This window comes from Caulobacter sp. NIBR2454, from assembly GCF_027474405.1.
Taxonomy (GTDB): Bacteria; Pseudomonadota; Alphaproteobacteria; order Caulobacterales; family Caulobacteraceae; genus Caulobacter.
Window position 1 is genome coordinate 1,864,886 of sequence record NZ_CP114871.1, and the last position, 22,941, is coordinate 1,887,826.

22 protein-coding genes and 1 pseudogene are annotated in these 22,941 nt (G+C 62.1%); 13 read left to right on the top strand and 10 right to left on the bottom strand.

Annotated elements, in window-relative coordinates:
• Position 1: 1 nt before the first annotated feature.
• Entirely contained in the window at positions 2-1,258 is a 1,257-nt protein-coding gene (locus O5K31_RS09175; RefSeq protein WP_269713272.1) for a pentapeptide repeat-containing protein, read from the bottom strand.
• An 81-nt stretch (positions 1,259-1,339) separates the two neighbouring features.
• Positions 1,340-1,837: a thermonuclease family protein gene (locus tag O5K31_RS09180; RefSeq protein WP_269713273.1), complete on the bottom strand. Its 498-nt coding sequence runs from the start codon at positions 1,835-1,837 to the stop codon at positions 1,340-1,342.
• A gap of 149 nt (positions 1,838-1,986) precedes the next feature.
• Between O5K31_RS09180 and O5K31_RS09185 the strand changes: the two genes are divergently transcribed.
• The 3 genes from O5K31_RS09185 (at position 1,987) to O5K31_RS09195 (ending at position 3,979) form a co-directional block, all read left to right on the top strand.
• Positions 1,987-2,298: a ribbon-helix-helix protein, CopG family gene (locus O5K31_RS09185; RefSeq protein ID WP_269713274.1), complete on the top strand. Its 312-nt coding sequence runs from the start codon at positions 1,987-1,989 to the stop codon at positions 2,296-2,298.
• A 36-nt stretch (positions 2,299-2,334) separates the two neighbouring features.
• Complete coding sequence (locus O5K31_RS09190; RefSeq protein ID WP_269713275.1) at positions 2,335-3,609, top strand: metal-dependent hydrolase family protein; 1,275 nt, start codon at positions 2,335-2,337, stop codon at positions 3,607-3,609.
• Positions 3,610-3,715: 106 nt separating this feature from the next.
• Positions 3,716-3,979 carry a hypothetical protein gene (locus O5K31_RS09195; RefSeq protein ID WP_269713276.1) on the top strand — a complete coding sequence of 88 codons (264 nt, stop codon included), beginning with the start codon at positions 3,716-3,718 and terminating at the stop codon, positions 3,977-3,979.
• Positions 3,980-3,989: 10 nt separating this feature from the next.
• On the opposite strand, the gene O5K31_RS09200 is transcribed toward O5K31_RS09195, so the two are convergent.
• A complete protein-coding gene (locus tag O5K31_RS09200) occupies positions 3,990-4,268 on the bottom strand; it encodes a hypothetical protein (protein ID WP_269713277.1) in 279 nt (92 codons plus the stop codon).
• 320 nt (positions 4,269-4,588) lie between these two features.
• On the opposite strand from O5K31_RS09200, the gene O5K31_RS09205 reads away from it, so the two are divergent.
• On the top strand, positions 4,589-5,818 hold the full coding sequence (locus tag O5K31_RS09205; protein ID WP_269713278.1) for a Gfo/Idh/MocA family protein: 1,230 nt from the start codon (positions 4,589-4,591) through the stop codon (positions 5,816-5,818).
• A 128-nt stretch (positions 5,819-5,946) separates the two neighbouring features.
• Positions 5,947-6,693: a hypothetical protein gene (locus O5K31_RS09210; protein WP_269713279.1), complete on the top strand. Its 747-nt coding sequence runs from the start codon at positions 5,947-5,949 to the stop codon at positions 6,691-6,693.
• 349 nt (positions 6,694-7,042) lie between these two features.
• Here the strand turns inward: O5K31_RS09210 and O5K31_RS09215 are convergent, their stop codons facing one another.
• Complete coding sequence (locus O5K31_RS09215) at positions 7,043-7,906, bottom strand: dienelactone hydrolase family protein (RefSeq protein ID WP_269713280.1); 864 nt, start codon at positions 7,904-7,906, stop codon at positions 7,043-7,045.
• 83 nt (positions 7,907-7,989) lie between these two features.
• Positions 7,990-8,673 (bottom strand): hypothetical protein, encoded by a 684-nt coding sequence (locus tag O5K31_RS09220; protein WP_269713281.1) that lies wholly within the window; start codon positions 8,671-8,673, stop codon positions 7,990-7,992.
• A 394-nt stretch (positions 8,674-9,067) separates the two neighbouring features.
• Between O5K31_RS09220 and O5K31_RS09225 the strand changes: the two genes are divergently transcribed.
• From O5K31_RS09225 to O5K31_RS09245, 5 genes are all read left to right on the top strand, one after another.
• On the top strand, positions 9,068-11,512 hold the full coding sequence (locus O5K31_RS09225) for a SwmB domain-containing protein (protein ID WP_269713282.1): 2,445 nt from the start codon (positions 9,068-9,070) through the stop codon (positions 11,510-11,512).
• Positions 11,513-11,796: 284 nt separating this feature from the next.
• A complete protein-coding gene (locus O5K31_RS09230; protein WP_269713283.1) occupies positions 11,797-12,957 on the top strand; it encodes a site-specific integrase in 1,161 nt (386 codons plus the stop codon).
• Complete coding sequence (locus O5K31_RS09235) at positions 12,957-14,426, top strand: site-specific integrase (protein WP_269713284.1); 1,470 nt, start codon at positions 12,957-12,959, stop codon at positions 14,424-14,426. The genes O5K31_RS09230 and O5K31_RS09235 overlap by 1 nt, the downstream gene beginning before the upstream one ends.
• A complete protein-coding gene (locus O5K31_RS09240; protein ID WP_269713285.1) occupies positions 14,423-16,741 on the top strand; it encodes a hypothetical protein in 2,319 nt (772 codons plus the stop codon). The genes O5K31_RS09235 and O5K31_RS09240 overlap by 4 nt, the downstream gene beginning before the upstream one ends.
• A 25-nt stretch (positions 16,742-16,766) precedes the next feature.
• Positions 16,767-17,210, top strand: coding sequence for a hypothetical protein (locus O5K31_RS09245; RefSeq protein WP_269713286.1), 444 nt, complete (start codon positions 16,767-16,769; stop codon positions 17,208-17,210).
• Positions 17,211-17,215: 5 nt separating this feature from the next.
• On the opposite strand, the gene O5K31_RS09250 is transcribed toward O5K31_RS09245, so the two are convergent.
• Complete coding sequence (locus O5K31_RS09250) at positions 17,216-17,452, bottom strand: helix-turn-helix domain-containing protein (RefSeq protein ID WP_269713287.1); 237 nt, start codon at positions 17,450-17,452, stop codon at positions 17,216-17,218.
• Between the two features lie 56 nt (positions 17,453-17,508).
• On the opposite strand from O5K31_RS09250, the gene O5K31_RS09255 reads away from it, so the two are divergent.
• On the top strand, positions 17,509-18,315 hold the full coding sequence (locus O5K31_RS09255; RefSeq protein WP_269713288.1) for a hypothetical protein: 807 nt from the start codon (positions 17,509-17,511) through the stop codon (positions 18,313-18,315).
• Positions 18,316-18,589: 274 nt separating this feature from the next.
• Here O5K31_RS09255 and O5K31_RS09260 read toward each other — a convergent pair whose 3' ends face one another.
• Both O5K31_RS09260 and O5K31_RS18400 read right to left on the bottom strand, forming a co-directional pair.
• The gene (locus O5K31_RS09260; RefSeq protein ID WP_269713289.1) at positions 18,590-18,856 is read right to left on the bottom strand and encodes a LysR substrate-binding domain-containing protein; all 267 of its coding nucleotides are present in this window, start codon (positions 18,854-18,856) and stop codon (positions 18,590-18,592) included.
• A gap of 61 nt (positions 18,857-18,917) precedes the next feature.
• Positions 18,918-19,076, bottom strand: a pseudogene (locus O5K31_RS18400) (LysR family transcriptional regulator); the annotation flags it as partial.
• Positions 19,077-19,183: 107 nt separating this feature from the next.
• On the opposite strand from O5K31_RS18400, the gene O5K31_RS09265 reads away from it, so the two are divergent.
• Together O5K31_RS09265 and O5K31_RS18365 are read left to right on the top strand one after the other, a co-directional pair.
• On the top strand, positions 19,184-20,374 hold the full coding sequence (locus tag O5K31_RS09265) for an MFS transporter (protein WP_269713290.1): 1,191 nt from the start codon (positions 19,184-19,186) through the stop codon (positions 20,372-20,374).
• 23 nt (positions 20,375-20,397) lie between these two features.
• Complete coding sequence (locus O5K31_RS18365; protein WP_332367256.1) at positions 20,398-21,345, top strand: alpha/beta hydrolase; 948 nt, start codon at positions 20,398-20,400, stop codon at positions 21,343-21,345.
• A gap of 320 nt (positions 21,346-21,665) precedes the next feature.
• Here the strand turns inward: O5K31_RS18365 and O5K31_RS09280 are convergent, their stop codons facing one another.
• Both O5K31_RS09280 and O5K31_RS09285 read right to left on the bottom strand, forming a co-directional pair.
• A complete protein-coding gene (locus tag O5K31_RS09280; RefSeq protein WP_087139585.1) occupies positions 21,666-22,205 on the bottom strand; it encodes an NADH dehydrogenase ubiquinone Fe-S protein 4 in 540 nt (179 codons plus the stop codon).
• A 1-nt stretch (position 22,206) separates the two neighbouring features.
• Positions 22,207-22,827 carry a hypothetical protein gene (locus tag O5K31_RS09285; protein ID WP_037094075.1) on the bottom strand — a complete coding sequence of 207 codons (621 nt, stop codon included), beginning with the start codon at positions 22,825-22,827 and terminating at the stop codon, positions 22,207-22,209.
• Between the last annotated feature and the right edge of the window lie 114 nt (positions 22,828-22,941).

Here is a 22,941-nt window from a genome sequence, read left to right on the forward strand (position 1 = left end):
CTCAGCTAGACAGGCCGATCACCGGCGCCAGATCAACTTGGGCCATATTCACCGACTTCATTTCCGCGCCCGTGAAGTTCGCGCCTCGCAGGTCGGCCTCCTCGAAGCTGGCCCCGGTCAGGTCGGCGCTCTGGATATCCAGATAGCGGCCCCGCACGCTCTTTAGATCGGCGGTCACATGGCGGCTTCCGACCTGCAGCGGACCGAGCATAGCCTTGCGCAGGATGGTCTTGGTCAGGTTCGCGCCCATCATCCGCACGCCCCGCAGGTCGGCGCCTGAAAGATCCGATCCGCGCAGGTCCGCGCCATCGAGACGGGCTCCCTGCAGCTGGGCTCCCGCCATACGCAGGCCGACCAGGCACGCTCGTCGGGCGCTGAGCGCGGTGAGCTTGAGGTTGGTCAGGAGGTGGATAATCGGGCGCAGATCCTCGCCATCGACAACAGCCGGCGCGCCTTCGGCGCCATCGGTGCGGCACCATAGGTCGTGTTGGATTAGCGCCGCATGGACTGTCTCAGCGCGTTCGAGCGCCGCCTCGGTGGGATCAAGCACGACACCGCCCATCCGCGCGCCCTTGGATTTGGCGCCCGTCAGGTTGATGCGCATCAAGACCGCGCCTTCGAAATTGGCTTTCTCGATATTGGCGTTGGTCAGATTGGCGCCTTGCAGGATCGCCCCGGTGAAGTTGGCGCCGCGCAGATTGGCGCCTTGCATGGTCGCGCCGCTGAGCGCGCAATCGGAGAAGTCGGCGGCCATGGCCGACATGTCGTCGAATTGGGCGTCGGTCAGGGTGGCGCCATGCAGGTCGGCTTCGTCGAGTTCGGCGGCGCGAAGATCGCTGTGGACGTTCTTGCCCGGGCCAGCCGCGCCGCCTGTGGGCGCATCCACAATGCCGGCGCGCAGGTCGGCGCGGGTCATGTCGACCTGGGCCAGGGTGGCGCCACGCAGGCAGACGCCGCGCATGTCAGCGTCGACGAGGTTGGCGCCGCGCAGATCGGCCCGCCGCAGATCACAGCCGAACAGGTTGGCGCCGGTGAGCTTGACGCCGGCCATCTCGCAGCCTTCCAGCACCGACGCCGACAGATCGACCCCTGACAGGTCTCGACGCGAAAGGTTGAGGCCCGACAGATGCATGAACTTGAGTACGGCGCGCTTGCCGCCCGGCTGGCGGCCCACGAACTTGGCGTGGGCAGACATCAGCATGTCGAGTTCGGACTGGGTGAGCCGGCGACGGCCCGAACGGTCAGCCTCCGATCTCAAAACCTTTGTCCCCCAACGGCGCCCGGCCACGCGGCCGCAAGGGGGCGGTCTCGCACCCGCGCGAACGCGGGTCAATATCACTCAGAGCCGAGGCGGGGTGGTCAGCGCCGTGATCGCCGGCGCGCCGGGGGCGCTTCGGCTGATCGGATCGCACCAATTGAACCGCTCGGCCGTGCGTCTGGCGGCCAAGCCGTTATCGATCAGGACCTGACCTAGATCCAGACCGTCGAGGATCACGATAGAGAAAGCGCGGTTGTACTCGTCTTGCCCCCCGGTCGGTTCGACGGTGACTGTGCGGGCGTTGTTGATCAGCCGCTGAACGACGCCCGTGGCCTGGCGGGCGGCGACGGCTTCGGCCCAGCAGCGGGCGTCAGGGATAGTCTCCGGCGCGAAGGCGTTACCGAGGCGGATATGCTTGCCGTCCAGCACCAAAATGTCGGCGCTGATCACCGTCATGCGACTGCCCACCGATGGCTGCGAGTCGGCGGTGTCGGCCGCGCTCTGAGGCGAAGGCGAGCAGCCCGCAGCCAGGGTGAGGGCGACGACGGCCGCCAAGGAGACGAGATATCTGGAGCGCATGAAAACCAGCCTGACCTCGTTCTCAAGTGTGGCCAAGCTTGTCAAATTCAAGACTTGTCTTGGCCGCTGTTTGCGCGTCGGCGCTGATTGATCTTCATCGGTCGCGATTGCTATCAGCATATGTACATATGAATCACCGGGCTGGCGGAATGGCGAAAAACGACGCATCCGAGAACATGGTGCTGCGGACGGTCTATCTGCCCAAGGCGCTCGATAAACGTCTGCGCGCCATCGCGTTTGATCAGGAGCTCAGCAAGGGCGAGCTCATGCGCGTGCTGATCGCCGAAGCGATGCAGCACCGAGCAGGGCTTGGGCAGGCGGCTTTCGCCGGGGAGGGGGCAGCCAAACCGGTTGTAGCGCCGCCGGCTGCGCCCGCTCCCAAGGCCCGGGCGCCTAAGCCCGCGGCCGAGCCCAAGGCGCAGGACATCCAGCAGAGCATCTTCGACTTTCTCGACGCGTGAGCCATGATCCCCCGCAAGACAGGAGTCGGGGGATACATGACGATCAAGGGATGGTTCTGCGGCGCGGCCCTAAGCTTGGCGTTGGCCTCGCCGGTCCTGGCCGCCACCTATGTCCTGGAGCCCGACGCGGTATGGACCGCGGGGCAAGCTGCGCCTCACAAGGGGTGGTCGGTCACGGTCGATGGCGCGCGCATCGTCAAGGTCGGGCCGCGCGGTCCAGCGCCCGCGGGCGCTCAGGTGATCGCCTTGCCGGGCGCGACCCTGATCCCAGGGCTGATCGACCTGCACTCGCACCTTTTGCTGCATCCCTATAACGAGGCCTCTTGGGACGATCAGGTTCTCAAGGAGTCGCCCTATTATCGCACGCTTCGCGGCGGACGCGACGCGGCCGACACGCTGCAGTCGGGCTTCACCACCTTGCGCGATCTTGGCAGCGAGGGCGCGGACGACGCCGACGTGGCGCTCAAGAAAGCCATTGAAGACGGCGTCATCGATGGGCCGCGTCTGTTCGTGGCCACCTGGGCCATCGTCGCGACCGGGACCTATGGTCCGCGCAAGGGCTTTCGCACCGACATGGAACTGCCGCAGGGCGCCGAGGAGGTCAGCGGCGAGGCGCAGATGGCCTCGGCCGTGCGCCGCCAATCGGCGGCTGGCGCCGACTGGATCAAGCTCTACTCCGACTACCGCACCGGCCCCGACGGCGCGACCAAGCCGACCTTCACCCAAAGCGAGCTCGACGTGGCTGTGCAGATCGCCCACGCGTCTGGGCGGCCTGTCGCCATCCACGCCGCCGGCGACGAGGGCATCCGTCGGGCGGTGCTGGCCGGCGCCGACACCATCGAGCATGGCTATGGCGCGTCGGAGGCGACGTTCCGGCTGATGAAGGACAAGGGAGCGGTCTATGTGCCCACCCTGACCGCGCCTGCTTCGACCTCGCAGTACTTCCAAGGTTATGTGCCCGGTAAAAGCGCGCCAACGCCGTCCATGCAGGCGGCGGAAAAGGCCTTCAAGACGGCTCTGGGTTTGGGGGTGACCATCGGCGTCGGCAGCGATGTGGGGGTCTTTGCGCACGGGGAAAGCTGGCGCGAACTTGATTGGATGGTCCGCTACGGCATGACGCCCGTCCAAGCCCTGACCGCCGCCACGGCGACCAACGCCAAGGTTCTGCGTCGGGAGGAAGAACTTGGCCAGCTCAAGTCGGGCTTGTTGGCCGACATCGTGGCCGTGCAAGGCGATCCCACCCAGAACGTCACGGCGCTCAAGGCGGTCACCTTCGTGATGAAGGCCGGCGTGGTCTATCGCCGGCCGTAGATGATTTTCATTCGCGACACCGACTGTGGACGAAAGCGAGTTCTTCTTTTGTTCTTATTGTCGCAGGCCTAGAGTCACCTTCCCAAAAGGGCGAGGAGGGACCCCGATGAAAGTTGCGCTGAAATCTGCTGAATCGCTTTTGGCCACGCTCAATCCGCGTGATCGCGCCGACATCGAGGCAAGAGCGGCCAATGATATTGTCGCCGCTGCCGCCTCCACCCCAAGCGAGATCGCCGCGCTCGCCAATGCGGTCGCTGAAAAGCCCTGGGCCTATCCGGTCAACCGTGAGGTGGCGATCTTGGTGGCCGCCTGCCTCACCGTGAAGGCCTCGCTGATGGAGTCAGGCGTCGCCGGCGCGTTCGCCGGCTGATGCCAGAATCTCAATAGCCGCGGCGCGTGGCGCGGATTTCGAAATAGGCCGTATCGGCGCCTTCGCTGTGGGCAACGACCATGATTGGCAGGACGCGACCGTCCTCCAAGGCCAGTTCAGCGGCGCCTTCGCGAAAAGCCGCGCGCAGCTGTTCGATGTCACCTGTCATAGAGCCCTTGCCCTGAGCCAGGGTGCGGTCGCCATCAATTGAGAAGGCGATGGGCTCCTTGCTGCGGCGGAAGGACAGGACGGCGGTGCCGACGAACGGATCGCGCTTGGCTTTGGGCATGCTGGCTCCGGGTTATTGCAGCTTGACTGTAAGAACGCGGAAGCGCGCCGAACGCTCCCGGTCGAACCTAGTTTTCTGGCTATCGACGGGGAACCACGGTGGATCCATCACGTCCCTCGCGCGGACGAGGTCGAGCGTAGCCGCTCGCAAAGAGGCGTCCGCCCCGTCAATGTTCGGATCGACGAGGAAGAAGGCCGCCACCTGCGCTGGAGGCTAAGGGCGCCACAAGCGCCGAGCTAGGTCGATCATCCCTACCCAAGGGTCGACTAATCATGCGTACTGCCAAACGATACGTTCGGAGCTAGAACGGGAGAGGCGTGATGATCGAGCACGACGTTACACGGCGGCGGTTCATGGAGGCCGGCGCAGGAGCGGCGGCGGCGTCCGCGGTGCTGGCGACGGGCGCCGCGGCCGCGCTCCCTCAGCGCCTCGGCGGTGCTCAAGCCATCGGTCAACCGATGCCAAATGGTGTCTCGCTCCCCAAGACCTGGCCGAGTCCCAAGCGCGCGGACAGCGTGGGCTTCGCCATCGTTGGCTTAGGCGGATATGCGCTCAACCAGATGATGCCGCGTTTCCCCCAAGCAGCGCGGGCGCACGTCTCCGCAATCGTCTCCGGAAACCCTGACAAGTTGCGGCAGGTGGGCGACGCCTACGGGGTTCCGCCGGAGTCACGCTACTCTTATGAGACGTTTGCGAAGATCGCTTCGGACCGCCGGGTCGATGCCGTCTACATCGTCCTGCCCAGCGGCCTGCATGCGGACTGGACCGAGCGGGCCTTTGCAGCGGGCAAGCACGTCCTGTGCGAAAAACCGATGGCCCTCTCGAGCGCCGAATGCGAGCGCATGATCGCGGCTAGCCGCCGCGCCAACCGAAAGCTGATGATCGCCTACCGCGCGCATTTTGAGCCGTACAACATGCAAGCCATGGAGCTGATGGAGCAAAATGCCGTCGGTCAACTGCGGCTACTGCGGACCGAGCAATCCTATCGAATGGGACCGACCAGCCCGAGCGAGAACTGGCGGGTGAACCGCGCCTTGGCTGGTGGCGGCCCGCTGGAGGATTACGGGCTCTACGGTCTGCAGGCGGCGCTCTATCTGGCGCGCGAGATGCCGGAACGGATCAGCGCCACCAGCTTTCGACCGGCCGGCGACCCTCGCTTTGCGGAGATCCTCGCTCATGTTTCCGCGCAATTGCGCTTCCCGTCCGGGGCTGTGGCGCAGCTCGTCACCTCGTATGACTCGGCAGGTGGCAACATCGTCCTGGCACGCGGCGCTACCGGTTCGCTGATCATGGATCCGGCGACCAGCTACTCCGGCAATAGGATGGTGCTGGAGACGGGCCGGGACCGGCGCGAGTTCACGCCCGGCGACTCTACTGTCCAGTTTGCGCGTCAACTCGATCATTTCGCCGACGCGATCCGCGACGGCGCGCAGATCAGGACGCCCGGCGAGATGGGTCTGCGGGACCTAAGACTGATTGAGGCGATCTACGCTTCCGCCGAGACCGGTCGGACAGTGATGCTCAATCCCGATGGAACACGGAAAAGCTGAGGTCCCTCGGGATCATCGAAGTGAAGTTCGCCAGCCGACCCTTTGGGTCCGGGGCGCGCCAAACGCCGCCATTGCCGAGGAGGCGTAAATCGGACATTGGTTATTCAACGCGTCTAGGTAATCAGAATGTGCTGAGCGCCGCCGTCTTCATTGCGATAGTCGCCTTGCTGTTCTGGATTCATTTACAGGGTCCAGCCGAGGACAGGGCGGACGCTTTCATTTTTGTTGAAGACGATGGCTCCGTACGCGAACTCACCGCGGATGAACGGCTGTACAGCGCTATGCATCATCCGGCCGATGGCAACCGACCCTACGTAAAGACCCACTACGGGTCATTGACGCCCGAGGGGCTAATTGGTGGCTTTCTCCATCGAAGTGGAGTCCCGCAGAACGCAAAATGGGTAGCTGCGCCGTGCAACAGTGAAATCGATGGGGGCGATAAAGTTGTGCAGACGGGGTCCAAAGCTAGACCATCAACGGAGTATGAATATCTACCTGAGTTCCAAGGCGCATACTTGGAAGATAGCTACTTCCTAGGCTTGATCGCCGAGGGAGCGAGCCTGCGCATGAAGTTCCTTTTCGCGCTGACCACAGATCACCCTGAATACTCTCCTCCGAGGCAAGGTGAGGCGCACTACTATCGTGAAGGAAGCCTTCTCGCCGAAAATCCAAGCGTTGTGAAATGGAAGCCCGGCAGGCCTATGATCGTGAAGGATCTGGCTGGTCCATTCGACTTCGGGGGCATCGAGTTGTATCGGCTGGGCCACACTCGTTATCAAGTTATCACCGATTGGTTCGATGCGATCTTCGAAGTCGATGACTTGCGGCTACACCTCTTCGAGGTTGACGATTTGATCGGGCTTCAGCAGATCTGAAGCGTGTCCTTTAGCGACGCCGGATCGGTTCAACGGCTGAAGCGGACATTCTGAGCATCAGCTTTGAGCCGAAAGCGGTACCGCATCGAGGCCACGAAGGCATCGCGCAAGGCGCGCTCTCGCAAGCGGGTCAGAGATAGCTGGGCAACGACGCACAAGCCGCAGAGCATCGCTGAGATAGCGCGCGCATCACGGCCTTGCGGGCCGCAGCCTCATCTTTGGCAGCGTCAACTGAAGGCGCTAGCCGCACCCGGCTGGCGCCGCCTCTATCGGGATACGGGCGGCCGATCGGCCATGGCGGTCTGCGGGTTCGCGACCGGCCAACGCCGGCCGCGAACGAGCCGTCTGTCTAGACCAGAGCGCGCTTGTAGAGGGCCGAAAGCTCGGCCCAGGCGCGCTCGGCGGCGGGTTCATTGTAGACTTGGCTTCCCTTGACGGTCCAACCGTGGGCCGCGCCCTCATAGACTTCGATCTTTGAAGAGCGCTTGGCCGCGTCCATGGCGACCTTGAGTTTTTCCTTAGCTGTCGGGTCCTGCTTGTCGTCGTTGTCGGCGACGAGGATCAGGTATTCGGCATTGGTCTTGGGCAGCAACAGGTGAGGGCTGGTCGGCTGGTCGGTGATCAGCCCCCCACCATGGAAGCTCGCGACCGCGGCGATGCGGTTCGGGACGGCCGCGGCGGTGCGGAACGATAGCGGGCCTCCCATGCAGTATCCCTGGACGCCAGCCTTGGCCTTCTTGTTGGTCTGCGGCTGGGCGTCGAGGAAGGCCAGATAGGCCACCGCGTCACGATCGGTGCCTTCCGGCGTGACAGTTGCGCGCATCGGGGTGAGCTTGGCCCGATCTTCAGGATTGCCGAAGTTGAAAGCGCCATCGACCACGGGCGCCCGCTTGACGCGGTAATAGAGGTTGGGGACCAGAACCACATAACCCTGCGAAGCCAGGCGACGGCCCATCTCGCGGAAGGCGGGCCGCAGGCTGACGACGTCCGGCCAGATCAGCACCGCGGGCCACGAGCCCTTGCCTTCGGGATAGTAGAGCGCCGCGTCGGCCACGCCGTCGGCGGTCTTGATCTCGACGTCCTTTTCCACGACCGCGGCGGCGGCATGTGCCGCTCCGGCGACGCCCGTGGCGGCCACGGCCATCAGGCCAAAGGCGCGGCGCGATACGGTCGGGTCCACGACCAGGCCGGGGTGGATGTCGTCGTCACACATGGCTTTTCACCTTCTGGATTTTCAGCCCGGCCACTGTCGCGCGGAAGTCGGGCGCGGGGAAGGGGCGCCGAGCTGGCGACGGCTCAGGCGGACGGGCGCGCAAACAACAGGTCAGACCAGCGCCAGGTCCCCGATCCAAGCGCAAGGCGGGCGCCGCCCGGTCGATCATTCAGGGAGATCACCACCAGACCTTTGACGGGATCGGCCCGGCAGGCTTCCGGCGCGAACGCCACCTCCAGAGCGATCGCCTGCCGGACGCCGGCCAGACCCTTTCCGTCCTGGCGCGGGCTTTGCAGCCAGTCGCCATTCCAAACCAGGATCGCCTTGCCCGATGTGCTTGCGCTGGCGACCGCGGCCTGGATCTTCGCGTTCTTGCGCAGTGCGGCCTCCAACAGCCGCACCATGTTACAGCCGCCGCCTCCAGCGCCCGATCCTGATCCAAGCCCGCTCCCCGAGCCTGATCCTGCCGTCGTCGCGCCGATCAGCTGACCCTCGCTCAGTTCGAATCCTGGATCGGTCGTGGGGGCGTCGCCCGCCGGCGTCGGCTCGACGTCCGGCGGCGGAGGGATGGGGGAGGGCTTGGCGATACGCTGTGGCGCGGGTCTGGTCACCGGCTTGGGCTGCACCGTCGCGGCGGCGGAGGAGGCCGATGATGATGAAGGCTCGGGGTTTGGGCGCGGGCCTTCGAACATGGCCACGGCGATCGGTTCTGGCTCGATCATTGTGGGCGGCGCGGGCAGGGCGGTCAGCAGAGTCAGAAGGATCAATGCATGTCCCGCCAGACTCGCAATCGTCGCGACCGCGCGGCCACGTCCGCTCAATTGGCTCGGATTGGCCCTCTGCGTCATCTTACCGGTCATGGACGTTCCATGAACCGTTCAACACATGGACCCGCATGGGGATCGTGGTTGTAGTTGAGCGACATGGTCACCGAGCTTGGCGCGGATAAATGTCGGAATTGCGGAGAATCCTGGCCCTGATTCCCCAAGGGCGATCTTGAGGGCTCGGCAGGCCTGGAAGGCAATATTCGACGCCGCTCAAGGACGTTCATCGCCTCAATCGGTATCTTCGTCTCGCAAATCCCCCAACCCAGTTCGTGACGGGTATCGCGCGTAGGTTCCCGGGCGCCTCGTCCCGGCCGTCGCTCGAGAGGATTTGAGTATGAGCTCCATAGTGTTCGCCCGCGCCGAGACCGGCTTCGACAAGAAATCCTGGCAGGGCGAACGCGCGTCGAGCGGTCTGGAGGGTGCTGACGCCGGCCCTTTGAAAGCCATGACCCTTGCGGCCTCGGCCTTTGCCGATCCTGCGCCGAGGCTTCAGGCCATGACGGCGTTCGACGAGGTCATCCTCCTCGACTTCGACTCGGCACTGCCTTTCGAGCCCTTGCCGGCTGTGGGGCAGTTCACGGTGCGCGTGAACGGCGCAGTGGTCGGGATCGACCGGCTTTCTGTCGCCGAGAACGGCCATATGCTGGTCCTAATCCTCGACAATCGGGTCAGCGGCGGCGCGGAAGTCTCTGTCGCCTATACTGACGTGTCGAGCCAGGACGATCCCGTGACCCTGCAGGGCGTCACCGGTTCGGACGTGGCCAACTTCCAGGCGCAAACCCGGACCGAGGGCGAACCTGACGCCGCGCCGCAATTGCAATCGACTACCTTGTTCGATGATGTCGTCCTGCTTGAGTTCGACTCGGCGCTGCCTTTCGAGCCGCTGCCGTCGGCGGATCAGTTCACCGTGCGGGTGAACGGGGTGGAGGTTGCGATCGACCGCCTCTCCGTCGCCGAGAACGGCCACACGCTCGTACTCTTCCTGGAAAACCGCGTGCCGGGCGGCGCCGAGGTCTCCATTTCCTACGCTGACGTCTCCAGCCAGGACGATGAAGTGACCCTGCAAGGCGTCACCGGCGCGGACGTGGCGGATTTCGAGACTGAGATCACGGTCGGGGGTGAAGCCGACCCCGCGCCGCAGCTTCAGTCCATGCGGGCGTTCGATGAGGTGATCCTCCTCGACTTTGACTCGGCGCTGCCGTTTGAGCCCTTGCCGTCGGTCGGACAGTTCACCGTGCGGGTGAATGGCGTCGTCGTTCAGATCGAGCGCCTCTCTGTCGCCGAAAACGGCCACATGCTGGTCCTGGTGCTCGACGAGCCCGTCAGGGGCGGGGCGGAGGTCTCTGTCTCCTACGCCGACGTGTCCGCCCAGGACGATGAGGTGACCCTGCAAGGCGTCACCGGTTCCGACGTCGCCAATTTCGAGGCTGAGACCGAAGCCGAAGGCGAGGCGGGCGGACCGCCTGAACTCCAGGCGATGACCGTGCTGGAGGATCGGGTCAGCTTGCGGTTTGACGTCCAGCTCTCGGTCGAAAATCTCCCGTCCCTCGATCAATTCACCGTTATGGTCGCCGGCGTCCAGGCCGCAGTCGCCGAGCTTTCCGTCTCGGATGACGGCCAGACGCTCATTCTCACCCTCGCCGAACCTGTCGAGACGGGCGCCGCGGTCAGCGTCGCCTATGCCGACGTCTCCGCGGAAGACGACGAGGCGACCCTTCAAGGCGAGGAGGGGGCCGACGTCGCCAACTTCCAGGCTGAGGCGGAAGCTGGGACGGGTGTCGCACCGGTTCTCGAAGCCGTAACGGTTCAGGGGAACCGTGTCGCTCTAAGGTTCGACGCCGCGCTCTCGACCGAAGGGCTGCCCGCCATCAGTCAATTCACGATCCAGGTTGCTGGGGCGCCGGCCGTGATCACGGCGGTTTCTGTCGGCGAGGACGGCGAAACCTTGGTGCTTACGCTCGCCGAACCGGTTGTCGCCGGCGCCACAGTCAACGTCACCTATGCCGACGTCTCGGTGGAGGACGACGAGGCGACCTTGCAGGGCGAGGAGGGGGCTGACGTCGCCAACTTCCAGGCCGAGACCCAGGCCCAGGCAATGGGTGACGGACCCCGTGTGGTGGAGGCCGTCGCCGACGGCGTTCAAATTCGTCTGATCCTAGACCAGCTTCAAGATGCGGCCCGCCTTCCGGACGCATCGGCCTTCGTGGTGAAGGTCGCCGGCGAAATCGTCGAGGTGGAAAGCGTCGGGCTGGGCGTTGGCGAGCATGAACTCGTCCTGACCCTCGACAGCGCCGTGCCTTTCGGAGACGCGGTGACGGTCAGCTATGCCGATCCCACGGCGGGCGACGATGAGGCCGCCATTCAGGCGACGGAGGGCGTCGACGCCGACAGCTTCGACAATCTGGCGGTGGAAAACCTGACCGCACCGCCGCCGCCGGTCCTGCAATCGGCGACCGTAAACGGCGACTCGCTCGTCCTGACCTACGACATGACGCTCGACGCGGGTCACGGACCCGACCGGGCCATGTTCTGGGTCTTCGTCGATGGCGAGCAGATCGAAATCGATGGCGTGAGGGTCAGTGGGCAAACCGTGAACCTGAACCTGTCACAGTCGGTCACCAGCGGCCAACGCGTCCAGGTCAGCTATTTCGATGACACCTATGAGATGGATGACGACTACGGCATCCAGAGCCGGGACGGAGCTGATGCTGACACCGTGATCGGCTACCGGGTCTCACATCAAAGCGCGTCCAGCTGGGGGGCGATGGATCTGATCTAGGCGGGGGAGCGGCCAGACGCGCGAAGCGCTTGGCCGCTCTGTTTGTCAAAGGGGCGGAGCCTGCTAAAGCCGCCAATCATTATCGTCTAAGATATATTATCGGAAGGGAACACCAGTTCGACAGTGTTGCACCATTCCAAGCAACATAGCTCGACGCCCCGCTGCGCAGCCATTCAAACAGCGCAGCAGCGGGGCTTCGGGCGGGCCTCATCCACAACTTTCGATCTTGATAAAGCTCCACAGCACGTGACATGCGATGGCCTGTAATCCAGTGCGCGTGTGTCATGCATATCAAGCTTCCCGAGGCCTTAGCCGGGCCTTACTGCTCCGATCCAAGCGGACTGCCTCGCTACTGCGCCACGATATGGATTGATGTCCTTAAGGGGCATTTGGCTCCCTCCACACGAGACAAGTACGTCAGCGCTGCTGGGGCTCTCTATCAACAAGCCGAGAGCATGGTGCCTCCAATAGATCTCGACGCGGCGCTCATGGCTCCAAATTTTCCTGAAATTGAAGCCGTTCTTTCAGCTAATTTGCTCACGCGCCAAGCCGACCATGATCTACGGCGTTGGAAATTGTCCTGTAGTTTTGTCTTTTCGATCCTGAAAAATATAGTCGGATCCGACAGTCAAGACCTGGCGCAGCGCTTGCGCTTCATGCGTCAACGATTTTCGCAACTCAGCGTACGTCCACGTATTCCGTCAAGTCGAGTTCGGGCTATTCCAGCCATCGCCCTAGAAGATCTCTACGACATCTTTCACCCATATAGTGTTCGAAATCCTTTCAGGATCGATGCGCTCAAGTGGAGGAATTTCGTTATTTTCATTCTTCTAGTTCAACTCGGTCTACGTAAAGGAGAAGTTCTCAGTCTGTCGGTGGATGCACTAAGAGACCAATTTGATCTCCGCACCGGTGAGGTAAAAAGATGGATCAATGTAAGTCGCTCGGATGAAGCAACCGATCGGCGAGCGCGTCGTCCTAGGATGAAAACCGTCCACGCGGTGCGTCAGTTGCCTGTATCTCTCACATTGTCGGCGATCCTGGATACCTATGTCGGGCAGTATCGCGGCGACGTTGATCATGCCTTCCTGTTCTCGTCTTCAGAGGGCCAACCATTAGCGCTGAGTTCGGTTGATCATGTCATTCGGACGGCGCACCAGCACATGTCTCAGGATGCCCAGGCTGCGCTCAAATATGAAGGTGTAGACCGTCTTTCCGCACATGCATTCCGGCACACGGCGGCCGTGATCCGTCTCCAGCATTTCATGGAGACCGGCATGGAGCAGGACGAAGCACTGCATCGCTTGAGGCCGTTCTTCGGTTGGAGTCGGTCGTCTGAAATGCCTTTCCTTTACGCTCGAGCTTATTTCGAGCCGCGCCACAGCCGAATTTGGGAAGAGGCTTTTGAGACAAGCTTGGCCTTCCTTCGGGCAGGTGTTCGATAATGATCGAGCAACTGGAACTCTTTGATGCGCAATCCCCCCTACCCGCGTTACCGCCTCTGGCCCGTCTCGTACGCTACTATGACGACTATGATCGGCAGCAGCGGCGCTTGGAGAATCTGGACAGCGATGTTTGGCGTATCCACGTCAATGGAGGGAGCTCGAGTTGGGACTATGCGCGCTTTCCAGAACCAGCACGCAGTGTTCTGAAGCGCGTATTCTCAGAGACATTAATCGCCCACTCGTCGACCTCTGCCATTGGTTTCTGGAGTGCATTGGCCGCCGCTGACAGTGGCCTCCTCAGCGAGAGCGTGAATAACGCGTTGCGTGAATCACCAGTGCAGTTTCGATTCTGGTGGACCGCCCATGCACGAGGTCGCTTCAGTCGCAGCCAAGCTGTTGCATTCCGCCACGTGCTTCACTGGTTCTGCCGTTGGGAAATTGGGGAGTGGCACCAACCGGATCGAGATCTCGTCCGCGCCCTCCCCGGCCATGCATATGAAAAGTACATGTCGGTTGGCGATCGCTCGTCAATCGTGCCTCAGCAGGCCAAGTCGAAGATAGTTTCCTACCTCGACGAAGCGAGTGCTGCTGCGAAAGCTGGGAAATGTTCCCCCGAAATGGCTCGTGATGCCGCAGTCTTGGCGATCGCGTATCAGCATGGCCTTCGCCCGCGTCAGATCGCCATGCTGGAGGCGAGCGACGTACGGATCATCGACGCCCAGACCGTCCATATCCGACCCACGTTGATTAAGCAGCTCGGTGAGAACATTGGCCGGTCAATCAACCGCAAGATTCAACCTGAGTGGACAGCGCTATTCGTTCGCTGGGCGTCGCATCGAGCTGAAACCGTCAAATTCTTCGAGATTAGGCCAATCGCGGTTGGGCAGATTATCAAATCTATGACGGCGGAAATCTCCGGCACGCCCTACACCGCACGGGAACTTCGACACACTGGCGCCCAGCGGCTGGCTGACAATGGAGCATCTAGAGAGTCGGTCTCAGAATACCTCGGTCATACTGATACGACCTCCGCCAACATCTATTTCGAAAGCTCGCCCGCCCAAAACATGCTTGTAAATGCCGCCCTGGGAGAGTCGCCAACGTATCTGTCAGTTGCGGCCGCAGCGCGAGGCCAATTGATCACTGCTGCAGATCTCGCAGGCCGTCCAGCGGATCAACAGATTGCGGGGATGCCGCACGGCGTACCTATTGCCGGGATCGGGGCGTGCGCTGCAGGCCAATCGCTTTGCTCACGTAATCCGGTTCTCGCCTGCTACACGTGCCACAAGTTTCTCCCCGTTTCGGAGGGCGCGGTCCACCGACAGGTCTTGTCCGACTTGAAGGATGTCGTCCGCGGATTCGATCAGCCGGCCCGACTGGATCGCGTATCTCCAGCGATGATGCAGCTTAGATCGACTTTGGAAGCCATAAATGCCGTTCTGGGCGACATCGGTGAGACGCATCAATGAGCCGCGCCTTTGAACAGTTTGTCGCCGACGGACAGTCCCTGGCTGAAGGTCGCGGGCTTACCTGGAATGTGAGCTACGATCACGCGAGCGGCAGAATCTCCAAGGATGAGTGGTGGGACCTCTCCGCCGCCGCCGGCAGGGTCGAACGGCCACGAAAGATCATCTCATCCTTTGCGGCGCCGCCCCCTTCTCATGTGGCGGTTCAAACAGTGTTGAAAAGAAGCGTGCCTCACGTCATGGCCGCTTCATGGGTCGCTTTTTTCAAGTCGATCGCTATGCACGACCTATTCGTGAACGGTCGCACGCCCGGAAATTTCACAAGCAACGTCTCGGAATCCCTGCGAATATTGGCGATATGCGCCGGCGATACACCTCCCCCGCTCTTGACCGCCGACATCGTATCAGCTGCCTACAACGCCGCTCTTATCGCTACCCCATCAGGTAAACGTGCAAGCACGTTAAAGGCTCTTATAGCGACCTGGTTGGATGGAACGGGCATCGCCAGCCATCGACCGTTGGCGCAGTATTGCGAGCCGAATGCCCAAATTGCTAAAGCGCTGGAAGGTGAAGCTCGGCTCGTCACGACGCGTCGCCGTCAAGCAGATAGTAAGCGTCCAAATGCGCTGCGCAGTGAGCTAAGCCAGCAGCATTTCGCTGAAAAATTGCCTGACGAGGAGGCGCTCGCAGAGCTGCTGCGGATTGTGTTCAGCGCGGCCCCTGAAACGTTCACCGATCTGGTGCGCTTCCATCAGGCTCGATTGTTGATCGCAAGTGGCTTGCGCCTAGGGGAACTTGTTTCCCTTCCTCAGGATTGCCTTGTGGTTCAGGAGCCAGAGCCTACCCGTGCTGGGGTCTTCGGGCCCCAGGTTCCGCTAGTCATGCTCAAGCACTATGCCGAAAAGCAAGGGGCAGCCGGACGGGGCGTTGAATGGGTCAATGCAGTCCAACATGTCCCCTCTCTGCTGGTACCAACGGTTGCGGGAAGCATATCTGCTGTTCTCGATGCCACCGCCCCCTTACGAAACATGGTTGAAGCCCAGCGTCGAACGGGTTCTCTATTCCCAGACCTTGAACAAGATGCCCTCATACCATGGACGGACGCCTATACACGCCTATCTGGCATGATGAGGGTATCTAAAGAAGAAATACCAGGCCGCCTAAGATCCGAATATCGAAAGAAATATGATCTTGCCGCTCTTGCTAGAATTAGACTTCATCAGCGGAAAGCAATAGAATTTGCTGGTGTAACAAATAGGGTAAGAGACTATTTCTGGGGTATTCAGGCAGATATTTGCAGCAATGGCCTTCTGCGTGACGCCTTGGGGTCAGGGGTCCCTCTGGTAAAGAATGAACGATTTGGGCAGCGAACACTATATGTTCGGGTAGGAGAAATGGAGGATTACGCACGAACACATCTTCCAACCAAGGTGCCCGATATGCGCCTTAGCCAGTCAACGCTTGGTGCGATTGGAATGGAGCATAAGCTTTTCCTGTACCCAGGCCGCGCCCTAGCTGAAGCAAAGCATGACTCTATTGTTGATATAGAGCGGTATTTTTCTGTTCAATCTGCATCACCAAAAGATTTGGAGCTTCAGCTCGGAGGAAAAGCCAAGGGCGGAAGATTGTTTCAGCGGTACGGCGAATCACCGAAAGCCATCGATTATGGCATCAACCCTCACTCGCTCAGACACCTTCAGAACACCGAGCTTTTTCGACTTGGGATTGCCGACACCATCATAACTAAGCGCTTTAATCGTCGAACTACGGCGCAAAGCTACGTTTATGACCATCGGAGTCTGTCCGATCATCTGGAAGAAATGGAGCCTGAGAAGGCACGGATGGCCGACAAGGCATTGTCCCCCAATGCTCGAAAGGCGTTCGACCTGATGCGCGGGGGGAAAATTAGAGGCCCGGTCGTCAGTGCGTTCGAGCGTCTCCAGGCGGAGCAAGGAGATGAATCGGCCTTCGAATACCTTAACGCCGAGGCGGGAGCATTGCACTTTACCCCCTACGGATTCTGCTTAAACAGTTTTGCTGCCAGCCCGTGCGTCAAGCATCTGGAATGTTTTAACAAATGTAGCCACTTGGTTCGGTCGGATTCACCCGATGAGCAAAAGACTCTAGAGACCCTGAAGACGCGATACGAGGTGTATGTCCGAAGACTGCATGATCGACCGAGCAGAGCGCCGAACTTCCAGGCGCAGCTCGGGCACGCCGAGGAGCGTTTGGCAGGCCTGAAGGCGGCGCTCTCACAAGCGCCCGGCCAGTCCGTCTTCCCGGGTGGCGAGAGCCTGCATTCCTCATCCAAAGGATAGTGCCTCCGTGCCAGATCTCCCTTCTTTGCAACAGCTGCTCAACGAAATGATCGAGCAGGACATTACCGTCACCTTCCGAAAGGTTGCGGAGCAGTCCGGTGGGCGCTTCCCACACGCGAGCACACTTACACGTAGCCCGGATCGACGGGCAGTTGTCGAAGCTGCTGTTGTCAGACAAGCCGCAGCGAGAGCGGTAGCCAAGAAATTCGCCAAGAATTCACCCTCGCGACTCGCCGATCGACTAGCCGAGCTAGAAGCGGAGAACCTTCGACTCAGGCGTCAGCGCGATCTTCTTGCGGCAAGCCATCGCGCTGCGATTCTGGCGATCGGCAAAATCGGAGGAATGAAGGCATGGCGCGAGTACTTCCCTGAATATAGCGAAGCCATTTCAGGGCTGCAGGACCTAGGTGCACTTCCAGACGCACATGTCGCGGAGTTTCTAGCCGCGGCGAAAAGCGCCAGGAAATGAAGAGACTATCCCTGCGGCTGCGGCATCAAAAGACGCCACGGCTCGACCCCTAGACCGTGGGCAAGCGCCGCGATGCTGTCGATCGACAGGTTGCGTTCAGAGCGCTCGACGGACCCAATATAGGTACGGTGAAGGTCTGCGGCTGCGCCCAGTTCTTCCTGGCTAAACCCTCGTTCACGACGGATCGAGCGAACATTCGTCGCCACAACCGTTCGAAGCTCTAGCCCCCGCCCCTCTGACATGGGGCTGAACGTCGATGGATGATGACTTTACGTCGACAGACGTTAAGTAGCATTTCATGGCCCAGCCCGACGTTCTCGAATCCGACACCTCGCCAGTCTGGACGGTTTTGGTAGCCAATTCCGTTCGAGATGAATTGACTGCCTTGGCGCACAACGAAGGCATCCCGCTGCCTCGGTACGTCGCGGGCTTGGTTTCAATGCGCGCAGCAGTCGAACTGATCGCGCCATCACCAACATGGTTGGCTATCCCAACCGACGTGTCCGCCGTCCAACTGGAGCCCTCGCCTGAACTAGCCGAACGCATTGAAGCGCTCTGCCAGTTATCCGGCCAACATCAAGACGTCGTGGTTAGCAATCTCGCCAGCGGAGGCCCTCCAATGCCGCCGCCCCAATTACCGCTAGGCTATTTGCGTACGGATCCTGGACGCGGGCGGGTTTTCGGAATGTATTTCGAGATCGCAGGATTTCAGTACTCACTGATGCGCCATCTGGCGGGTGACGCATTTCGTAACAGCCAGGCGTTAGATGCTGCATTTCTGGCGTTGGCTTCGCAGGCCGCGAGCACGGGGAAATTCATGAACGAGTCGATCACCGACACTGCACGGCAGTTTGCTACAAAAGTCGTCATGATCGCCAATCGGCGGAGCGTTTCCCCTAGAGACATAGCGGTGGCGGGTCGAACCAAGACAACGACCGCGCACCACGGCTCAGCGGAGAAAGGGGATATAGAAAGGCACCAGGACAGCGCTCCCAGAAAAGGCGATCCGAAGTCTGCGCACCAACCGCGCGGAGGTGATCCTTTTGCAGCCTTCAGCGAATGGGATGAGGACATCGACACCAAGGCCTACGGGAAGCTGGAATGACGCCGGTTCAAGGCGCCAGCCTTCACATGGCCGCACGCATGAACGCGGCGCTCGCCTCTGAAGGCCCGAGGGCCGCACTGCGATGCTTCATGGAGGACTTGGAAGAGTTCGAGCTCCTGGAAGCTGTAGCGAAAGCTACAGGGCTGACGCCGTTGAGGGTTGTGAGTCTCCTCTCCAGCAAGCGAAGTCCACCATTCGCGACGGTTGTTGCTTTATGGAAGGCCGCTGGCCTTCGATTCACTGTCGAAGTCGCCCCAACAGGTGGCGGCAGGGCCTAGCTGCGGTTACGGACCGCGATCATGTCCTTCTCGACGCTTTCGCCGAGCCGGACGCCGGCGTCGTAACCCTCCTCGACGATGTTGCGGAAGCTGCTGTCCAGCAGCAGTTCGACGCTGATGTCCGGATAGGCCTGGAGCGCGGGCTTCAGCTTGGGCCAGACCACGGTCTGCAGGGCGTGGTCGGACAGGGTTAGCCGGATCGAACCGGACGGCTTGTCGCGGAACGCCGTCAGGGCGGCGATCTCTTCCTCGATCTCGGTCATGCGCGGGGCGATGGTCTGCAGCAGCCGCTCGCCCGCGACGGTCGTGGCGACGTTGTGTGGTCCGCATCAGCAGGCGAATGCCCATCCGGGCTTCAAGCTGCTTGATCGCATGACTGAGCGTCGACTGCGCCACGCCGAGCCGCGCCGCCGCCTTGGTAAAGCTGCGCTCCTCGGCGACCGCCTGGAACCAGGTCAGTTGATTGAAGTCGGTCCGTTCCACGGGCGGTCTCCTCCTCGGCGCTGCGTCAGACTATTCGTTCATATCGATTAGTTCATGCCGATTAGGGCGACTAATCGCTTTGTGCGTTCGCCGATAGAAGTTCGGCCATGATCGAAGTCGCCCTCACTACCGATACGACCGTCAAGCCCGCCGCCGCCTGGGGCGCGGTCCTGTCTATGGCCCTGTGCGTGGCGATGCTGATCGCCTCGGAATTCATGCCAGTCAGCCTGCTGACGCCGATGGCCGAAGGCCTCGGCGCAACCCAGGGCCAGACCGGGCAGGCGATCTCGATCAGCGGCCTGTTCGCCGTCGTGGCTAGCCTGCTCATCACCACGGCGGCCGGACGGCTGAACCGCAAGTGGGTCCTAGTCGCCATGACCGCCCTGATGCTGCTGTCGCTGGTCCTGGTCGCGGCCGCGCCGAACTTTGCGGTGCTGATGATCGGCCGCGCCTTGCTGGGCATCTGCATCGGCGGCTTCTGGGCCCTGGCCACAGCCGTCATCATGCGCCTGGTTCCCAAAGACGACGTGCCGCGCGCCCTGGCCCTGATGTACGGCGGCCAGGCCATAGCGGCGGCTTTCGCCGCCCCGGTCGGCAGCTATCTCGGCGACCTGTTCGGCTGGCGCGAGGTCTTCTGGGCCCTGACGCCCATCGTCGCCGTCAACCTGATCTGGCACGTGGTGGCCCTGCCCTCCCTGCCTGCGGGCCAGAGGCAGGACGTCCGGACCATGTTCAGCCTGCTGAAGCGCCCGTATTTCCTGATCGGCCTCATCGCCTCGATGCTGTCCTGGGGTTCGGCCTTCACCATGTTCACCTATCTGCGCCCCTTCCTGGAGCGGGTGACGGGGGCGAACGTGACGGTGCTGTCGGTCCTGCTGCTGGTGCTGGGCTGTGCGGGCTTCGTCGGCACCTGGGCCTCCGGCCGTTTCCTGAAAGGCGATGTCGCCCGCCTTCTGCGGCTGCCGGCTCTGCTGATGGGCGGCTGCACGCTCGGACTTCTGTTCCTGGGCGGATCACCGTTCGCGGCCGGCGTGCTGCTGGCGCTGTGGGGCGCGATGAATACCGCCATGTCGGTGATCTGGATGACCTGGATGTCCCAGAACGCCGACGATGCCCCGGAAGCCGCAGGCAGCCTGATGGTCGCGGCGGTCCAGGCCTCGATCCTGCTCGGCGCCGTCGCTGGCGGCTGGCTGCTGGACGGCTTTTCGATCCGGGCGACCTTCATCGGCAGCGCGGTCCTGGCCGGGGCGGCGCTGGTCCTGATCGGCAACGGCCGCCGGCTGCTGAAACCCCAATGACCGACATGAACGAGGAGATAGCCATGACCACCTCAGACACGAGCCGCCGCAACCTTATGAAACTGACCAGCGCCGGCGTGGTCGCCGCAGCCGCCGGGTCGCTCTTCAACACGTCCAATGCAAAGGCGCAGACCATGCCGAATGACTGGGACAAGCTTTTCCCCAAAAGCGAAAACGTCGACCACCAGAAGGTCACGTTCAGGAACCGCTACGGCCTCACACTTTCGGGCGACCTCTATCTGCCCAAGTCCCGCAGCGATCGGCGCCTGGCCGCGCTGGTCGTCGGCGGGCCGTTCGGCGCGGTGAAGGAACAGTCGTCGGGCCTCTATGCCCAGACCATGGCGGAGCGCGGCTTCGCGACCCTGGCCTTCGATCCGTCCTTCACGGGGGAAAGCGGCGGAGAGCCGCGCAACGTCGCCTCGCCTGACATCAACACCGAGGATTTCAGCGCGGCGGTCGACTTCCTGGGCCTACATCCGTCCGTCGACCGCGAGCGCATCGGCGTCATCGGCATCTGCGGCTGGGGCGGCATGGCCCTGAACGCCGTCGCCGTGGACAAGCGCGTCAAGGCCGTCGTCGCCAGCACCATGTATGACATGACCCGTGTCATGTCCCGGGGCTACAACGACAGCGTCACGCTGGAGCAGCGCACGCAGACGCTGGAGCAATTGAGCCGGCAGCGGTGGGAAGACGCAGCGGCTGCAACCCCGGCCTACCAGCTGCCCTATAATGTGCTGCAAGGCGGCGAGCCGCAGTTCATGGTGGGCGACAGCTACCTTCGACGTCTTCTCGTCGTCGGGGCGACAGCCGTCCTCCGAATGGCCCGGCAGCAAAGACGCGAGGGCTGGGTTGGCAATCTCCTCGAACGCAAGAAGCCGAAGGTCGCTGCCGTGGCCTTGGCCAACAAGACGGCCCGCATCGCCTGGACCCTGATGGCGCGACAGGAGGACTACAAGCCCACGGCGGCCTAGAGATCGGCCCGGTCTTCACCCAGGACCGGCGCCGTAGGCGAAGGAGTGGTGAGACGTGATGACGAACCGGCCGCAGCCGGGGATCGGTGAAACCCAGGGGGTCAGAGCGCCTTGAGCGCGTTGACGTGATTAGGGAGCCGGTCCGCGGACTTCATCAGGGCCAGCAGCGCACACAGCTGCATCAATAGGCCGAACACATGACTGCACTCGACCGAGCGCCCACGTCGTTTCCACTCTTGCGTCTTGGAGGTCGTCCACACATGACGTCCCTGATGACGACACCGCCAGAACAGCCGGTTAGGCGGAGGTCGTCCACACCATCACGTCACCGTCCACGCCGGAGGATCAGAGGCGGGGAAGGATTCGAGCGAGGCTTCGAGGACCGGATCGAAACTCTCCCTGTCGCTGGTAGACGGGTTGGCCGTGCTCTCATGCTGGACGCCTCTTGAGAGGCCGCGATCGGGGCGGAAGGGGACCCGGAAGGCTCCCGGGGCATCGACGCCCCTGTGCAGCCGGTGGCGCGTCTCACCCGCCCAAGGGTTCGCCATCCGGGCTCCCCCAGCGTCCTCGCGCACGACATAGTGCCAGTCCTGCCGCTCTGCGAAGTCCACGGCGCTGTCGCGATCCGGAAACTTCAGCCGAATCGGACGATAGGGATCGCCGCTGGACGTGTATCCCATCAGCGGCTCGATCTGCGGCGGCCGGGACGGCTCGAACTCGAGGACCCAGTAGTTGGGCCGAGGCGCCGATGTCATCGCGGAACGGGCAGGACGGTAGATGATTGCCGTCGGCACGTCCCAGGATGGCTGATCGGTTCCGGGAATTTTCGGCGGGAATGGTGGGCGATTATGGCCGCGCATATCAGTTCTCCCGGGTGTCGGTGGATACGAGAAGGTGACGTTCGAGATCGTCGAGTTTTTCCATTCGCCTCGAATTCAGGCGAACGGCGCGTTCGGTGTTCTGCGAAGGAAAGGCAGCAGCGTGCAGGACGTCCGACCGCATCGCTATCGTGAGATCGGCGACGGCATTCATCACGCCCTCTCCGTCCCCGTCCGAGAGCGTGCCGTCAGCAAAACCGGACTGCAAGCTCTCCAGTACCTGCTCGAAGCTGGACACGACCCCTGCACTCGCGACCACAGCCAGCTTGTGGCTGAGAACACGCAGTTCATCGATCAGCTTCGCATCGTGCCTTGCGGTTTCCACGATCTCTGCGACCTTCTCGATACAGGCCATGTAAATGTCGCATTGCTGCTGGAGGATGATGACCCTTCCTTCCTTGCGAAGCTCGAGATCGGTCTGGCGATTGAGAAGCGCCGCGGTCAGAATGATCGTCACGACAGCGCCGAGGAAGATGAGCGTCATCTCCTGCGCGAAAGGCAGTATGTCTTCGGCAAGATACATCGAGCGAAAAACGAAAACGATTCCGATGCCCAAGGCAGCGGCCGCAGCAGCAAATGCCAAGTCAGGCAGGCGGTTCGACATCAGCACCCCGCATTTTCGGTGTCAGGTGGCATGCACGGCTTTGCATCGGCGTCCGGCGCCTCTGCGTCCCGGTGCCGCGGGAAGATTGGCGTCGGACCGCTGCCGAACGGATTG

Excerpts from the sequence above, each read along its gene's own strand:
- O5K31_RS09180 (WP_269713273.1), bottom strand. The coding sequence starts at position 1,837 with ATGCGCTCCAGATATCTCGTCTCCTTGGCGGCCGTCGTCGCCCTCACC.
- O5K31_RS09185 (WP_269713274.1), top strand. The coding sequence starts at position 1,987 with ATGGCGAAAAACGACGCATCCGAGAACATGGTGCTGCGGACGGTCTAT.
- O5K31_RS09190 (WP_269713275.1), top strand. The coding sequence starts at position 2,335 with ATGACGATCAAGGGATGGTTCTGCGGCGCGGCCCTAAGCTTGGCGTTG.
- O5K31_RS09195 (WP_269713276.1), top strand. The coding sequence starts at position 3,716 with ATGAAAGTTGCGCTGAAATCTGCTGAATCGCTTTTGGCCACGCTCAAT.
- O5K31_RS09200 (WP_269713277.1), bottom strand. The coding sequence starts at position 4,268 with ATGCCCAAAGCCAAGCGCGATCCGTTCGTCGGCACCGCCGTCCTGTCC.
- O5K31_RS09205 (WP_269713278.1), top strand. The coding sequence starts at position 4,589 with ATGATCGAGCACGACGTTACACGGCGGCGGTTCATGGAGGCCGGCGCA.
- O5K31_RS09215 (WP_269713280.1), bottom strand. The coding sequence starts at position 7,906 with ATGTGTGACGACGACATCCACCCCGGCCTGGTCGTGGACCCGACCGTA.
- O5K31_RS09225 (WP_269713282.1), top strand. The coding sequence starts at position 9,068 with ATGAGCTCCATAGTGTTCGCCCGCGCCGAGACCGGCTTCGACAAGAAA.
- O5K31_RS09230 (WP_269713283.1), top strand. The coding sequence starts at position 11,797 with ATGCATATCAAGCTTCCCGAGGCCTTAGCCGGGCCTTACTGCTCCGAT.
- O5K31_RS09235 (WP_269713284.1), top strand. The coding sequence starts at position 12,957 with ATGATCGAGCAACTGGAACTCTTTGATGCGCAATCCCCCCTACCCGCG.
- O5K31_RS09240 (WP_269713285.1), top strand. The coding sequence starts at position 14,423 with ATGAGCCGCGCCTTTGAACAGTTTGTCGCCGACGGACAGTCCCTGGCT.
- O5K31_RS09250 (WP_269713287.1), bottom strand. The coding sequence starts at position 17,452 with ATGTCAGAGGGGCGGGGGCTAGAGCTTCGAACGGTTGTGGCGACGAAT.
- O5K31_RS09255 (WP_269713288.1), top strand. The coding sequence starts at position 17,509 with ATGGCCCAGCCCGACGTTCTCGAATCCGACACCTCGCCAGTCTGGACG.
- O5K31_RS09260 (WP_269713289.1), bottom strand. The coding sequence starts at position 18,856 with ATGACCGAGATCGAGGAAGAGATCGCCGCCCTGACGGCGTTCCGCGAC.
- O5K31_RS09265 (WP_269713290.1), top strand. The coding sequence starts at position 19,184 with ATGATCGAAGTCGCCCTCACTACCGATACGACCGTCAAGCCCGCCGCC.
- O5K31_RS18365 (WP_332367256.1), top strand. The coding sequence starts at position 20,398 with ATGACCACCTCAGACACGAGCCGCCGCAACCTTATGAAACTGACCAGC.
- O5K31_RS09280 (WP_087139585.1), bottom strand. The coding sequence starts at position 22,205 with ATGCGCGGCCATAATCGCCCACCATTCCCGCCGAAAATTCCCGGAACC.
- O5K31_RS09285 (WP_037094075.1), bottom strand. The coding sequence starts at position 22,827 with ATGTCGAACCGCCTGCCTGACTTGGCATTTGCTGCTGCGGCCGCTGCC.